Consider the following 14,826-nt stretch of genomic DNA (forward strand, 5'->3'; position numbering starts at 1 on the left):
AAAGTTTCATTTCATAAATAATTAAAAATATTGATTTACATAACCATGTACCCAAAATATTTCTTTTTAATTTGACTAAAAAACAACTTGATTTTTCAAAATCTTGGGATTTTTTTGAATGCCTTTAGAAAAGTGTCTGTTTTTTCTATTGAAATGGGTATTTCTACATCATTTTTTAGAACTATAGTTCCTCCATTTACTCTACTAAATTTTAGCGTATGTAATATATTAATTATATATGATTTATGACATCTGAAAAATTGAGAATAAGAAGATAGGGTTTCTTCGAAGTTTTTCAAAATTCTACTTGTAGTATATTTTTTTCCATTGGTTAAGTGTATGTCTGTATAGTTACTATCCGCTTTTAGGTAAAGGATTTCATTTACTTCAATCATTATTAAGTTATTACCATCAGGAATGGCTATCCTTTCTGTATGAGCTATGCTTAACTTAGCTACTTGTAATTTATGAAAAGTGGTGAGCTGTTTCTGTTTATACCGTTCCATTGTTTCTTTTAGTTCTTCTGGGTCAATTGGTTTTAGCAGATAATCCAAGGCTGATGTTTTAAAGGCCTGAATAGCATATTGGTTATATGCTGTTGTAAAGATGATGTTAAATTGGATTTCATCTTTACCAAAAAAATTCACAATTTCTAATCCGTTATATTTTGGCATTTCTATATCAAGGAAAACCATCTCCGGTTGAAATTTTCTTATTGCCAAAACTCCTGATGGCAAATCATCACAGATAGCTACCACTTCTATTTCTGGTGCCACTTGATTGATGACTCCTTTTAAATAAATTTGTGCTCTTTTTTCATCTTCTATTATTATTGCCTTCATTATATTTATATTTTCATTTTTATAGTTACTAGAGTTCCGTTGCTTTCTTCATTCTCATCATATAGATCTGTATAATCTATTGTGATATTATATTGATCTTTATTCAGTAACATTATACGGTCTAAATTAGCTTTAGTTGCAAAAGATTTAGGTTTAGAGGTATTGAGTTTATTTAATTCTTCTGATTTAACTCTACCTATTCCGTTATCTTTTATTGTGGTGATTAATTGACGAGTTCTATCAACACGAAATTCTATTGAGAGATTTTTTTCTCCGTTACTATGAGCAAGTCCGTGTAAAATGGCATTTTCTACATAAGGCTGAAAAAGCATCGTTGGGATTCTTACATCATTCAAAAGAATGTCTTGCTCATAGTAAATTTTAAAGTTAAAATCTTCAAACCTCATTTTTTGTAATTCTAAATAAAGTTTCAGAGTATCTATTTCATCTTGTAAGGTAACCGTATCTGTGTCTGATAGCTCTAAAATTTTTCTTGTTAATTTAGAAAATTTAGACAAATAGGCTGATGCAACTTGGGTGTCATTAGTAAATATATAGGATTGGATATTATTGATGGCATTGAAAAAGAAATGAGGATTCATCTGGGATTTGATGAGTTGTAATTTTGATTCTTTTAAATTTTTTTCTAAAGTTATTTGCGCTATTTTCTCTGCATTTTTCCTTTTTAATTGTATAATTTTCCAGCGATACAGCAAGAAGCTCATGAGTAAAAAACTACATATGATTAGAGTGATAAACCAAGCACGCTTCCATAAAGGCGGTAAAATTTCAAATGTAATGGGCTTTATAGTGAATTTAATTTCTGACGTGTTTTTGTTCATTAACCCCAGCTGAATAGAATATTCTCCAGGCGCTAACGCTACGAGTTTTATATTTTTAGAATTATTGTTTAAATTTTTCAATACGCCATTAACTTTATAAACAATTTGATAATCATCATCAAAATCAAAATTTAATACATTAAAATTTATTTGGACATCATTTTCTGAATATTTAAGTTTTTTTTCTAAAGAAACTAACATACCATTAACTGCAATGTTTTCAATAATTATTTGGGGAGTTTGAAATGATGTAAATGAGGTCTTTCTATTGTTAATTTTTATAATTTTATCTTCTGTTATAGCGTAGTAACTGCCTTTAAAATAGTTAATCCCTTTTATTCTTAAAAATTTTCCTAGAGAAAAAAGTTTATTAAACTGATAAGATTGAAGTTTAAAAACAGTGTTTTTATCTATCAATAAAACCTGATTTTCGTCCTTTAACATTAGATTAAAAAGACGATTAGTTTTAATTTTTTTGATAGCCAATCCTTTAATTTCAAATAGCTCTCCATGGTTGCTCAGTGCAATTATCCTATCGTTTTCTATAATTAAATTTTTAATATGCAGTATTTTACCATTAGAAAACAAAGAAGACACTTTATTTTCTTTAAGTTCTAGTAACCCATTATTACTTGCAACTAAAACCCTATCATGTAGAGCATCATAAACAATAGATTTTCCTCTTATATTTGTAAGTAAATTATTTTCCCAAGTTAATTTTGGACGAGTAGAAATGGTATTAACAAAACCAGTTCCTGATACTAAAAAACGATTTTCAGAAAAAGGAAAAAGATGTTTTACCGCACTATTATAATGTACAATTCGCTTGCTTTTTTTGTGTTGTATATAAAAGCCATTTGCTGAGAAAAAATTATAATCTACATCAGCATTAAAATTAAGGTAATAAACAGGATAAGCATCTTTACTTTGCCAATAGTTTTGATACTGTAGTTTTTCATTTAAGGTATAAATTTTACCAGAGCTCCCTCCCACATAGATTCTCTCACCATCATCTGTAATACTAGTGAACTTTTCACTAGGGATTTGCAATTCTAAAGTCTGAAAATTTTTAATAATATATACTCCATTTTTAAGCGATGAGAACCAAAAAACATTGTTCTTATCTTTAAAAACTTTAGAAATATCCTCTTTGGGAAGATTTTTAGTGAACGATAATTCTTTACCATTCATTGAGAAGACTCTTACTCCTTCCTTGGTACATAACCAAACCTCCTGATTGATAATTTCAAAATTTTGAACCTGTTTATCAATAGAAAAAGTAGCTAAGTGCGTAAATTTTTCTTTATCAAAACTAAGAAGTTTACACTTAAAATATTTGTCTTGAGTGAAAAAATAAATTTGGTTGCCGCGTTTGTAAGAAAGAACTTTTATACTCCGCTTTATTTCTTTGTTTTCAATAATCTTAGTTTTCCATTTCTTTAGGGATATGGTTTGTGTAGTTTCATTTCCTAAGATAATTTCATCATCTAAAACATCTAAAAAACTGGTTTGGAATTTTTTAATTTTTATATTTTTAATTTTTTTAAGAGAGTACAAATCTCTTATTTCAATACCTTGCCAATGAGCTTTTATTAAATATTGATTAGTAATTACAAAATTAACAAAGCCAATATTATTGGTCTGCGAAAAAGTTTCTAGCTCATCTTTACTGTTCACATAATAAAGATACCCATCAAAAGTTTGATACCAAACTCTACCTAAAACATCTTCTTTTATGTTAGATCCAGATTTAGAATGCAAGTCTGAATGAGAATAAGTTTTAAAATCTACACCATTATACTTTATTAGCCCTTCTTCTGTAGCCAGCCATATAAAGCGTTTTGAATCTTGAAATATATCAAAAACAGTAGAGCTTGGCAATCCAGACTCTGTATTTAATTGATCATAGAAAATATTCTGAGCATTTATAAAAGTTGCCCAGAAAACCAAAAAAAGGTATGATAAAAAGAATTTCATTTTTCTAATTACAAATTAATAAATATTACTCCATGCAAAAAACTATTTCACTCACCGAAAACAAGGTTTCATTTAAAACGGGTGTTAAATTGAAATTTATAAAAGTCATATTTGTACAGCTAATATTAAAATTATGAAAAAATACTTCTACATTTTATTGATTATGATTGGCTTTTTAACAAAAGCGCAAAATCCTATTTATCATTTTAAGTTTGATAATTCATTAACAGAAACCAACAACCCTGCTCATTCATTTACGATGTATACTAATGGAGTACCTGATTCTCCTTATTATTATTCTGATCGTTTCGGAGAAGCATCTGGATCATTAGTTCGCATTCCTAACACTACCAATTTTTTTGTTTCATCTGTACTCCCTAATTTACCTGTTGGTAATGCAGCAAGAACTATTTCTTTTTGGGTAAGAATTACAGACATAACACAGTATGACATTCAGTATTTTGTAGGATATGGCTCCAATTCTGTTGGAGAATCTTTTGGATTTAGCCACGGTCCAAACAATACTGTTAGGAATTATTATTGGGGAACTGAAACCAACAAAGTACAATATTTTAAATTTGGAACATGGTACTACATTGCTGCTACTTATAACCCTTCTAATTCAATTGCAAAAGGAAATCTTTTTATCAATGGGCAGTTAGTAGGAACATCTAATGAAACAATTAACACTAATAATACAGAAAAAAAATTATATATAGGTAAGACAGGAGCTTCTGGTCTGTCTTCTGACAAAGGTTTTCAGATTGATGATTTAAAAATATATGATTCAGTCTTAACAGAACAACAGATTTTTGATGAATACCAAGGAGCGGTTACCAACTCTTACCCTACCACCAATTTACTCGCTTATTTTAATTTTGAAAATAATTTAACCAGTCATAACGGAAACTACAAATTTCAAGAAACCAATAATAACAATATCCCTTTTGTAAATACGATTAACGGAAAAGGTATTTCTTTTCAACAATATTTTTCATTAATGAATAAAAACGGAATACCAGGAAGCGGTAACATTTCTAACGATCTAGGAAACGAAGAATTTACCATTGCATTTTGGTACTATACTGATGGCATAACTGCTACAATACCTTATCCTACAGTCTTTGAGATGAATGAAACACTGTATTTCAGACATCAAGTAAACCCTACAGCAATTTATGATGCATGGGGCTGGCTTGGCATGAATAATATTTGGAGTGAAAAGAATATAGGTTTTGGCACAGGTGGTTGGCATCATATTGCAATTGTACATAAAACTTCTGCCAACATAGGAATGCGCATGTACTTTGATGGAATAGATTATGGAATGAATACTAGTGGTTACAATGCTGTAGCATTAGTTAACAATCTAAAAACCGTTTATTTAGGTGGCGGTACTACTGGTGGCACTTTATCTCCTGTAAAAAGATTTAATGGCAAAATTGATGAGTTATTTTTCTATAATCGCGCATTATCATCTCAAGAAATATCACAAATAAAAAATTATAGAACTTCAAATTCACTTTCTGTAAAAGATATAGAAAAAGGAAATAATAAATTTACAATCTTTCCGAATCCAACTTCAGATTATATTCAAATTAAAGGTGAAATTTCAAATAATACTTGGATAAAAATATATGACAATACCGGCAAAATTGTTCTATATAAAACAACATTATCTGAAGAAAAAAAAGTAGCGGTAAATCATCTACCAAAAGGAGTATACACAATTGTAATTGCAACAAAAGAGGGTAATATAGAATCACATAAATTTATCAAAAAATAAAAATGATGAGAAAGCTTATTCACCTAATTATTAAAAAACTTTTTATTGACCCCAATATTAATTAAATAATTAGCCACAAGATGATAAATTTTCTTGTGGCTATTTTTAATTAGAGCCTGTTTAAATTTTATTCAACAAAAGTTTTATAGCGGATAATTTGACCATATTTTCAGAATTTTCCATGAGCAGCTCATAATTTCTGCACAATCTTCTGTCATTATCAAACCACGAGAAAGTTCGTTCAATAATCCATCTTTTTGAGATGGGTTTGAATTCCGTCTTATTTTCAACCCACCAACACAAAGAATTAATTTTGAAGAAATTAATAGAAATATGCTTTCAGCGCTTGAGCTTGAGCTCAGAAGTGTAGAGTACTTGCGACTTGTCCTTGATAGTGTCGTACTTCAACCATTTTATTTGAGGGTTAATTGTTCCTGCAACACTAATTTTCACATCTCCCAATTGATTTTGGGTATGCTTATAGCGAAGCTCTTTATTAATAAGTGGGATGTGGTAGACAGTAATCAAGCCGGGACCATCTTTCTCATCATTAAAAGAGTACTTCCTGTCTTTGAATTTAGACATCTGGGGTTTGATTTGATCCCTGTTTTTGAAATAGTATACCGGGTTTTTCAAATGATAAGCCATCAAAAAAAATAGAAAAAAGCAACCCACTCCGAAAATGAGCCGGTCACTTTTCAGGTTTTTAAAGTAAATCAACAAAAAAGAAAAAAAGAAAATAAGATTTGCAGCGGCCAGCATTCTAACATTCATTTCCTCAATCTGTTGAACCAGTCCGGATATAAACAATGTAACAGTATAGAAAATCGCAACAGTCCACAAAAGCCAATAGAAATCAACAATCAACGCATCTTTCTTCCGTCGGTATAACTTAACAAAGTATCCCAATAGAAAGAAATCCAAAACCATTATCAATAGTTGAAACCCAATACTCACCCAACTATTTGATGCGGGCTTTAAACCAATAAAAGGATCAACAACATTGGTTACGCCTAATAGATCGCGTAATATATATATTGGAAAATAATGAGCAGGCGCCCCACGAAGATTTTCTCCTGTAAAACTACTATAAGTGTAATAATTGAACCCCAAATAACATAGAATCCCTATTCCTGCGAAAACCAACACCCAAAAAAGGTCCCTTTCAGAGTCTAATTTTCTATTGAGCAGCTTTACCATAAGCCAAAAAGCACCAATTCCCATGTAAATATATATCCCTGAATAACGCACTGTGAACAGTGCCACCAATATCAAGGTTGTAAAAACAATGAATTTTCGCGAGCAGATTTTTTCATGAAATCTTTGATGAAGCAAGAACATCAAAAAATAAGTAAAAAAGAGAAAAGGACCTTCTGAAACGGCTAGGTTTAAAGAAAAGAACATTGCCTTACCGGTAAAAAGCAATACGGTCTCACGAAAATAAAAGCGTTTGAAATGAGAAAACAGCAGAATAATTACCACCATAGTGATATTCAACATTTTCACTGCCCAAAAATAGTCCTGAAAAACAAAGTGGAAAATCCAGATCACCACCGGGTAACCCAAAGGGAAAAGATTAGCTTTAAGTGCCGGCAAATCGGAAGCAATTCCAAAATAGGAAAGACTGTCGTATCCAATACCTCCTGATGATAGAAAAAATGAGTTTAAAAAATAGAACACCACAGCAATCACGGCCAAATAGCTATACTTATTCATAAGAAACTTTGGATATTTTTTTGTTCGGCAAATTTGCAAATTTTAAAATTTTTAACTTGATTTTCAACTTTTAATATATATTTGTACTTACAAAAAAATCGAAACAAGAGTGAAAAAAATTTTACTTTTCCTATTATTCTCACAGTTCTTTTTTTCTCAGCAGTGGAGCATTTCCTTTGCAGAAAGAAACGCACTGATCAGTATCTATAACTCAACTTCCGGTGACCAATGGAGCCAGAAATGGGACATGCAAAAAGACCCTAAATATTGGTATGGTATAAAAATAAAAAATGGAAGTGTAACCGAGATCAATCTTAGAGGAAACGCTTTAAAAGGTAATTTCCCACAACAGGTTTCACTTTTCAACAATCTTCAGAAACTTGACTTAAGCTCGAACCAACTTACCGGCGACATTCCTCAATCTTTAGGTGCATCAACAGGACTTGTACGGCTCGACATTAGCAATAACAGATTTACAGGCGATCCAACTGCGGCGTTGCTTCCGCTGACCAATTTGACTGAGCTTTCTATTGGCAATAATAATTTTGCCATCGGAGACATTGAGACTTTTTTACAAAATTTTCCCAAGATTGAGACGCTTGATCTCGCGCATATCGGTTTAACCGCAGTTCCCCAAAATTTATCTCAAATCCCGAAGCTCACCGCTCTCAACCTGAGCAACAATTCGCTTTCGCAGAATTTCGGCAACCTTTCTGCCTTGATTTCCCTTCAGGAGCTTGACCTTTCTGGGAATGGTCTCACAAAGATCCCCAGTGAAATTGCTCCCCTTACCAGACTAACTTCCCTAAATGTGGGCAATAATTTATTTACAACGAATTTTGCAGGACCATTAGCGAGTTTACTTAACCTCCAATGGCTTTCATTTCAGGGCAACCAAATTTCTGATTTCCCTGCAGAACTTTCCCAGCTTACCAAATTGATCCATCTTAATTTTGCTGATAACAAGATCAGTTCCGGGTTCCAACAACTACGGATTCTGAAAGACTTGGAGCAGATCTTCTTAGACAAAAACCTGATCACCACTTTCCCCGAAACTTTGCTTCAATTGAGAAATCTTCAAATGCTATCTCTAACCAATAACCAAATCTCTGGTGAAATACCTGACAATATTCCCGCGTTGACATTTTTAGATAATAACCGTTTCACAAAACAACAGATCAAGAACTTTATCCTTAAGGAAAAACAGCTCGCAGATTTTACCTATTCGCCTCAAAGATACGATGACCCCTTAACGATTGCAGTTAATCCGGGTGCACCGGCTAATCTCCAGCAATCACTTTCCGGTCCTGAATTCCAGTTCACATGGTTCAAAAATCTTGACCAAAAAACAAATGTCACCTCTGAAAACTATTATTTAAACAGTACGAGAGAAGAAGATTTTACGCAATACACTTGTGAAGTTTATTATTTTGAACAACTTCCGAAAGAACTAATGGAAGTCGCATTCTATCGCGAACCAATCACACTTACTAAAGAACTTGCGACCGCAGAAATCAACCGCGAACTGGTTGTTTATCCAAATCCGGCGACTGATTTCATCAATATCAAGTCAATGAAAATCGATATCGAGAAAGTTTTCATCCACGATTTGAGCGGCAAGATGGTCTATTCCGGAAACGAAAGAAGAATCAGCGTAAGTCACCTTCCGTCTTCAACTTATGTGATTTCAATTAAAACTTCCGACGGTGTAAAATCGTTCAAGTTCATCAAACATTAATTGATAATCTTTATTGGAATAACAATCTGAATAGTTTTTGTCAATCGGTTAAACTTTCAGTCCTCCATTTATTTCCGTAACTTTGTAGAAAATAAAAAGTTATGAAAAATTCCATTATCATTGGCTTAAAGGAAAGTGACTGTAAGCAGATTTCCGAAAAATTAAACATCCTTTTGGCAAACTATTCCGTTTTTTACCAGAACACGAGAGGAGCTCACTGGAACATTAAGGGCGACCAGTTTTTTACCCTTCATCCAAAATTTGAGGAGCTTTACGACAACCTGGTCTTGAAAATTGACGAGATCGCGGAAAGAATTCTGACACTCGGTGCAACGCCTAACCACAACTATTCCGACTATCTGAAACTTTCAAACATTGGTGAAAGTAAGGAAGTGAGCGATGCCACAAAATGTGTGGAGAATATTTTGGGTTCCTTTAAAATCATTATCGATTTGCAGCGTGAACTTCTTGACATTACCGAAAAAGCCGGCGACGAAGGTACCAACTCTCAAATGAGCGACTATATCACCGAGCAGGAAAAAGAAGTGTGGATGTACAACTCCTACCTTGGCAAATAATTTATGATAAGCAATGCAGGATAAATCGTCTGGGAAACCGGACGATTTTTTTTATTAACTTTAATTAAATTTGTTGAAAATACCGAAATGGCTCAAGTAAAACTCCACTCCATCCTCGATAACGACTTCTACAAAATTACGATGCAGAACGCGGTGGTAAAACTTTTCCCCAACGAAAGGGTGAAATACCAGTTCATCAACCGTGGCAAACACAACTTCCCGAAAGGTTTTGATGAAGAACTCAGAAAATGCATCGACGCAATGGCGGATCTGAAGCTGACCAAATCCGAGAAGAAATTCCTGCGCGAAACCTGTCCGTATCTCGATTTGCCTTATCTCGATTTTCTTGCCGGTTATCAGTACGATCCTTCGGAAGTGAAAATTAAGCAAATCGAAAACGATATCGAAGTTACCGTTGAAGGAGAATGGTACCGCACGATTCTTTGGGAAGTTCCAATTTTAGCGCGCATCTCGGAGTTGCATTACGTAATGAACCAAATGGAAAGAGATTCCAACGAAACCGTGATGGAGAAAACCCTTGAAAAAGCCAGCCAACTCACGAAACTCGGCGTTACTTTCGCGGAATTCGGAACCAGAAGAAGGCATTCCTACAACGTCCACGATTTGGTGGTAAAAGCATTGGTTCAGGACAAAAACTCAACCTTCATCGGAAGTTCCAATGTGCACTTCGCAATGAAGTATGGCGTAAAACCCATCGGAACCCATGCTCACGAATGGTTCATGTTCCACGCCGCGGAATTTGGATTCAAAATGGCAAACGCCCTTTCCCTCGAACACTGGGTGGATGTGTATCGCGGCGATTTGGGAGTTGCGCTTTCCGACACTTATACAACCGATGTTTTCTTCCAACAGTTCGACAAGAAATTCGCAAAACTTTTCGACGGGGTTCGTCACGACAGCGGCGATCCTTTGGAGTTTGCCGATAAAACGATTGCACATTACAAAAACAACGGCATCAATCCGTTATTCAAATACATTATCTTTTCCGACGGCTTAAATCTGGAAAAGGTCGAAGAAATCACCCAGTACTGTCGCGGAAAAATCGGAATCTCTTTCGGAATCGGAACCAACTTAACCAACGATGTCGGACTAAAACCAATGAACATCGTGATGAAACTCATCGCAGCACAATCGATTAACGGTGATTGGATTCCAACGGTGAAACTTTCCGACGAACACGGGAAATATACAGGCGACCCAAAAATGATCGAATTGGCGAAAGAGTTTTTAAGAATCAAGGAATAGAGGGAAGTTGGGAGTCGGAAGTCAGAGGTCCGAAGACGGAAGATGAAAGACAAAAGAAAAAATAATTAATAATTAAAATCCACACCTGCTAATAATTGATTTTGGCAGTAAGAAGTCCGCAATATTCCCCTCCTTTGGAGGGGTGTCCGAAGGTCGGGGTGGTTTACAAAATCACATAAAAACTAAAAAAAATGAAAAACCCTTTCTACTACATCATTCCGCTATTTCTTATCGTCTCCTGTTCTACCCAAAAAGACGCAAAAGACAGTTCCGAAAAATCAAAAATCTCCTTCGATCAAAAACTTGCAGACTCTCTCGGCGCTGATCAGTACGGAATGAAACCTTACGTAATCGTCATCCTAAAAACCGGGAAAGCCAACATCACCGACAAAGAAAAACTCAACGAACATTTCCGCGGACATATGGAAAACATCCGCCGCTTGGCAAAAGAAGGCAAACTTACTTTAGCGGGACCGTTCTCCACCAAGAACGAAAGGGAGTACCGCGGGATTTTCATCTTTAACGTAAAAACAAAAGAGGATGCAGAAAACCTGGTGAAAACCGATCCTGCAGTTATTGCTGGAGTTTTCGATTACGAAGTTTATCCTTGGTACGGTTCTGCAGCTTTACCGATGTTTTTGAAGTACCACGAAAAAATTGCGAAAGAGAATCCGTAAACTCATCCAAAGTACAAATACCTTTCGTATTTTTGAAAAATGGAGTTGACTTATTTAATTATCGGATTTGTTGCAGGCGGAATCTTGGGTGCTGCGATCTTGTATTTTGTATTGAAATCATCGATGGTTTCGAGAAATACTCATGAGGAACTCAACAATCTTTTCATTAGAAATTCATCAGATCTGGAAAATTCGGGAAGGGAAATCTCAAAGCTGAACGACCACATTAATTCCGAAAAAGAAATCAACCGACAGCAAACAGAACTGCTTCAAAATCTGCGAAATGAAATCGCTAAAATCAATGCAGTAAATGAATCACAAACTTCTACACTTAAAAATCAGGTAGAAATTAATGAAAAACAATCTTCTGAAATTCGTGAACTGACCAATGAAAAGCAAAATCTCTTCGCCTTAAAATCGGAGCTCGCCGCAAAAAATGAGGGTTTGGAAAAACTTCTGCAGGACCAAAAAGAAGAAATCGTCAAACTACAGGAAGCTGCGAAGAATGAATTCAAAATTCTCGCAAACGAAATTCTCGAAGAAAAAACGAAAAAGTTTACTGAAACCAATAAAGAAAATCTCGATTCTATCCTAAAACCTTTGGGAGAAAATATCGAACTTTTTAAAAAGCGGGTAAATGAAGTGTATGAAAATGAAGCAAAACAACGCTTTTCACTCGGCGAAAAAGTAAAAGAACTCGCACAACTCAACCAACAGATTTCCGAAGACGCCAAAAAACTGACCCGTGCTTTGAAAGGCGAGGCAAAAACCCAGGGAAATTGGGGCGAAATGATTCTGGAAAGCATTCTGGAAAAATCAGGTTTGGTAAAAGGTCGCGAATATTTTCTGGAACATGAACTTCGCGATGAAGACAACAAGGCACTTTTCTCCGAGTTTTCTGGCAAAAAAATGCGTCCAGATGCTGTGGTAAAATATCCCGACGAAAGAAATGTGATCATCGATTCAAAGGTTTCGCTCACCCATTTTTCGGAATTGGTGGATGAAACCGATGCGGAAATGTATCAAATCAAACTCAACCAACATCTGAATTCCATAAAAAACCACATCACGGAACTTTCCAAAAAAGCTTACGACGATTACGGAAAATCGCTGGATTTCGTGATGATGTTTATCCCGAGCGAACCGGCTTATATTGCAGCAATGCAGGCCGACCAAAATCTGTGGAATTTCGCTTACGAAAGAAGAATTTTGCTTTTAAATCCGAGCAATTTAATTACTTCATTAAAGTTAATTGCCGATTTGTGGAAACGCGAATATCAAAACCGAAATTCCATGGAGATCGCAGAGCGCGGCGCAAAACTCTACGATAAATTTGTGGGTTTTGTAGAAAATCTGGAAAAAGTCGGTAAAAATATTGACCAGGCAAAAAATGCTTTCAACGACGCCTACAAACAGCTTTCCACAGGAAACGACAATTTGGTCATTCAAACCCAAAAACTGAAATCTTTAGGAATCAAAAACAAAAAAGATTTACCACAAAGTTTAGTGGATAACTCGCAGAATTTGCTGGATTTTAATGAAGAATAACATGAAGAAAATAGTTCTTATTCTGATTTTTTTGCCTCTATTCTTTTTTAGCCAAAACAAAAAAGACATTTGGAAACCTTTCACTTATTTTATAGGAACATGGAAAGGCGAAGGAAAAATGAATGGGAAAGCCGGCAAATACGAAAGAACCTATCAATTTATTTTGAATAAAAATTTTATCGAGGTTAAAAACAAATCGGTTTATCCACCACAAAACGGAAGGAAAGAGGAGGTTCATGAAGACATTGGCTAAATCAGTTATGATAAGGTCTTGAAGAAATTCAAACTGCGGCAATTTCATGTGGAAAGCTTTGTGAATGAATATGTTGCCAAAAACATTTCAGAAAAGGACATCGATTTTGAAACCGAAAGTATTGAAAATATTCCCAATGGATTTCGTGCCAAGGAATCTTATAAAATCCTGAATTCTAAAACATTTACCGAAACTTTTTCCATTTCCGAACCTGGAAAAGATTTCGAAACTTACTCTGAAGTCACACTGCGAAAGGTAAAATAATTCTACTTTTGCAGCATGATGATCGAAAGCTTTCAAAACGAAAAAATAAAAAACCTTACGCGATTGATTTCCGACAACCGTTTCCGAAAGAAGTCAGGAGTTTTTGTGGTTGAAGGAAAACAGGAAAACGAAAGAGCGCTGAAGTTCGGCTTTGAAGTACAGGAATTTTTTATCTGCGAAAGCATCTTTAATGAAGATTTTCCAAAAGGGAAACGCAGCTTAGTTTCCGAAAAAGTGTACGAAAAGATTGCTTACCGCGGAAGTTCCGAAGGAATCATCGGAATATACCAAACTCCAAAAAACGATTTAGCCACTTTTAGTCCAAAAGAGAACTCGGCAATCATCATCGTTGAAGGAATTGAAAAACCGGGAAACTTGGGAGCGATCCTCAGAAGTTGTGAAGCTTTCGGAATCGACGGCTTGATCATCACTGATCCAAAAACGGATCTGTATAATCCGAATGTCATCCGCTCGAGTGTGGGTTGTCTTTTCGGGATGAATGTATTTACCGCGACAAACGAAACCACATCGCAATTTTTGGAAAAAAATAAATATACGATCTACTCAACCTTTATGGATGAAAGCGCAGAAGATCTGGATCAAAAGGATTTCACCAAAAAAACCGCAATTATCTTTGGAACCGAACATTCGGGAATCAGCGATTACTGGATGACAAAAACTCCAAACATCCTCATTCCGATGGTTGGCACAATTGATTCGCTGAATCTGAGCAATGCAGTTGCCATTACCTGTTATGAGATTCTACGGCAAAAAAGGAAATAAAAAAACCGCTTCTCTGAGAGAAACGGTTGTTTTCTTAAAAGTTATTACTAATTACTTAGTAGCTTCTTTTACAGCTTCTTTAGCATCTTTAGCAGCATCTTTAGCAGCGTCAGCAGCACCTTTAGCAGCATCAGCAGCACCTTTAGCAGCATCTTTAGCAACTTCAGCACCAGCAGCAGTAGTAGCAGCAGCAGCATCTTTAGCAGCGTCAACTGTTACAGCAGCAGCAGAATCAACAACAGCAGCAGCAGAATCAGCTACAACAGCAGCAGAATCAGTAGCAGCAACAGCAGCAGAATCAGCAGCGTTTGCAGTTTCAACAGTTTCAGTTTTTTTACAAGCTACAAGAGCTACAGCAGCGATAGCAGCTACGAAGAATGACTTTTTCATAATGAATTAAATTTAATTGTTTTGTTTGTTTAAAGTTTCGATTGTTCTGTTCACTCATTTGAACGTGACAAAGGTATAGCGAGAAAAAAATTTGTTTCGGAAAACTAATTGTAATATCTTTGTAAAATTGATTTACAAAATAACATAACTGATAATCAATCATTTA

Annotated in this window: 13 protein-coding genes; 9 read left to right on the forward strand and 4 right to left on the reverse strand. The window is 34.8% G+C overall.

Annotated elements, in window-relative coordinates; translation table 11 throughout:
- Positions 1-95 precede the first annotated feature (95 nt).
- Together MTP09_RS12515 and MTP09_RS12520 are read right to left on the reverse strand one after the other, a co-directional pair.
- Positions 96-842, reverse strand: a complete 747-nt coding sequence (locus MTP09_RS12515; protein ID WP_243548682.1) for a LytR/AlgR family response regulator transcription factor — start codon at positions 840-842, stop codon at positions 96-98.
- Positions 843-847: 5 nt separating this feature from the next.
- Entirely contained in the window at positions 848-3,661 is a 2,814-nt protein-coding gene (locus tag MTP09_RS12520; RefSeq protein WP_243548683.1) for a sensor histidine kinase, read from the reverse strand.
- 133 nt (positions 3,662-3,794) lie between these two features.
- On the opposite strand from MTP09_RS12520, the gene MTP09_RS12525 reads away from it, so the two are divergent.
- Positions 3,795-5,447 (forward strand): LamG-like jellyroll fold domain-containing protein, encoded by a 1,653-nt coding sequence (locus tag MTP09_RS12525; RefSeq protein WP_243548684.1) that lies wholly within the window; start codon positions 3,795-3,797, stop codon positions 5,445-5,447.
- A 339-nt stretch (positions 5,448-5,786) separates the two neighbouring features.
- Here the strand turns inward: MTP09_RS12525 and MTP09_RS12535 are convergent, their stop codons facing one another.
- Complete coding sequence (locus MTP09_RS12535) at positions 5,787-7,163, reverse strand: hypothetical protein (RefSeq protein ID WP_243548686.1); 1,377 nt, start codon at positions 7,161-7,163, stop codon at positions 5,787-5,789.
- A 109-nt stretch (positions 7,164-7,272) separates the two neighbouring features.
- Here MTP09_RS12535 and MTP09_RS12540 point away from each other — a divergent pair, with 109 nt between their 5' ends.
- From MTP09_RS12540 to MTP09_RS12575, 8 genes are all read left to right on the forward strand, one after another.
- Positions 7,273-8,901 (forward strand): leucine-rich repeat domain-containing protein, encoded by a 1,629-nt coding sequence (locus tag MTP09_RS12540; protein ID WP_243548687.1) that lies wholly within the window; start codon positions 7,273-7,275, stop codon positions 8,899-8,901.
- A 101-nt stretch (positions 8,902-9,002) separates the two neighbouring features.
- A complete protein-coding gene (locus MTP09_RS12545; RefSeq protein ID WP_243548689.1) occupies positions 9,003-9,479 on the forward strand; it encodes a Dps family protein in 477 nt (158 codons plus the stop codon).
- 87 nt (positions 9,480-9,566) lie between these two features.
- The gene (gene pncB / locus MTP09_RS12550; protein WP_243548690.1) at positions 9,567-10,745 is read left to right on the forward strand and encodes a nicotinate phosphoribosyltransferase; all 1,179 of its coding nucleotides are present in this window, start codon (positions 9,567-9,569) and stop codon (positions 10,743-10,745) included.
- Positions 10,746-10,936: 191 nt separating this feature from the next.
- A complete protein-coding gene (locus MTP09_RS12555; RefSeq protein WP_243548691.1) occupies positions 10,937-11,422 on the forward strand; it encodes a YciI family protein in 486 nt (161 codons plus the stop codon).
- Positions 11,423-11,461: 39 nt separating this feature from the next.
- Positions 11,462-12,970 carry a DNA recombination protein RmuC gene (rmuC, locus tag MTP09_RS12560; protein ID WP_243548692.1) on the forward strand — a complete coding sequence of 503 codons (1,509 nt, stop codon included), beginning with the start codon at positions 11,462-11,464 and terminating at the stop codon, positions 12,968-12,970.
- 1 nt (position 12,971) lies between these two features.
- On the forward strand, positions 12,972-13,223 hold the full coding sequence (locus tag MTP09_RS12565) for a hypothetical protein (RefSeq protein WP_243548693.1): 252 nt from the start codon (positions 12,972-12,974) through the stop codon (positions 13,221-13,223).
- Positions 13,224-13,271: 48 nt separating this feature from the next.
- Positions 13,272-13,487 (forward strand): hypothetical protein, encoded by a 216-nt coding sequence (locus MTP09_RS12570; protein WP_243548696.1) that lies wholly within the window; start codon positions 13,272-13,274, stop codon positions 13,485-13,487.
- Positions 13,488-13,502: 15 nt separating this feature from the next.
- Positions 13,503-14,270: a TrmH family RNA methyltransferase gene (locus MTP09_RS12575; RefSeq protein ID WP_243548697.1), complete on the forward strand. Its 768-nt coding sequence runs from the start codon at positions 13,503-13,505 to the stop codon at positions 14,268-14,270.
- Between the two features lie 51 nt (positions 14,271-14,321).
- Here the strand turns inward: MTP09_RS12575 and MTP09_RS12580 are convergent, their stop codons facing one another.
- Positions 14,322-14,660, reverse strand: coding sequence for a hypothetical protein (locus tag MTP09_RS12580; protein WP_243548698.1), 339 nt, complete (start codon positions 14,658-14,660; stop codon positions 14,322-14,324).
- Positions 14,661-14,826: the final 166 nt, after the last annotated feature.

It is taken from the genome of Chryseobacterium suipulveris (assembly GCF_022811685.1).
In the GTDB taxonomy this organism is placed as follows: domain Bacteria; phylum Bacteroidota; class Bacteroidia; order Flavobacteriales; family Weeksellaceae; genus Kaistella; species Kaistella suipulveris.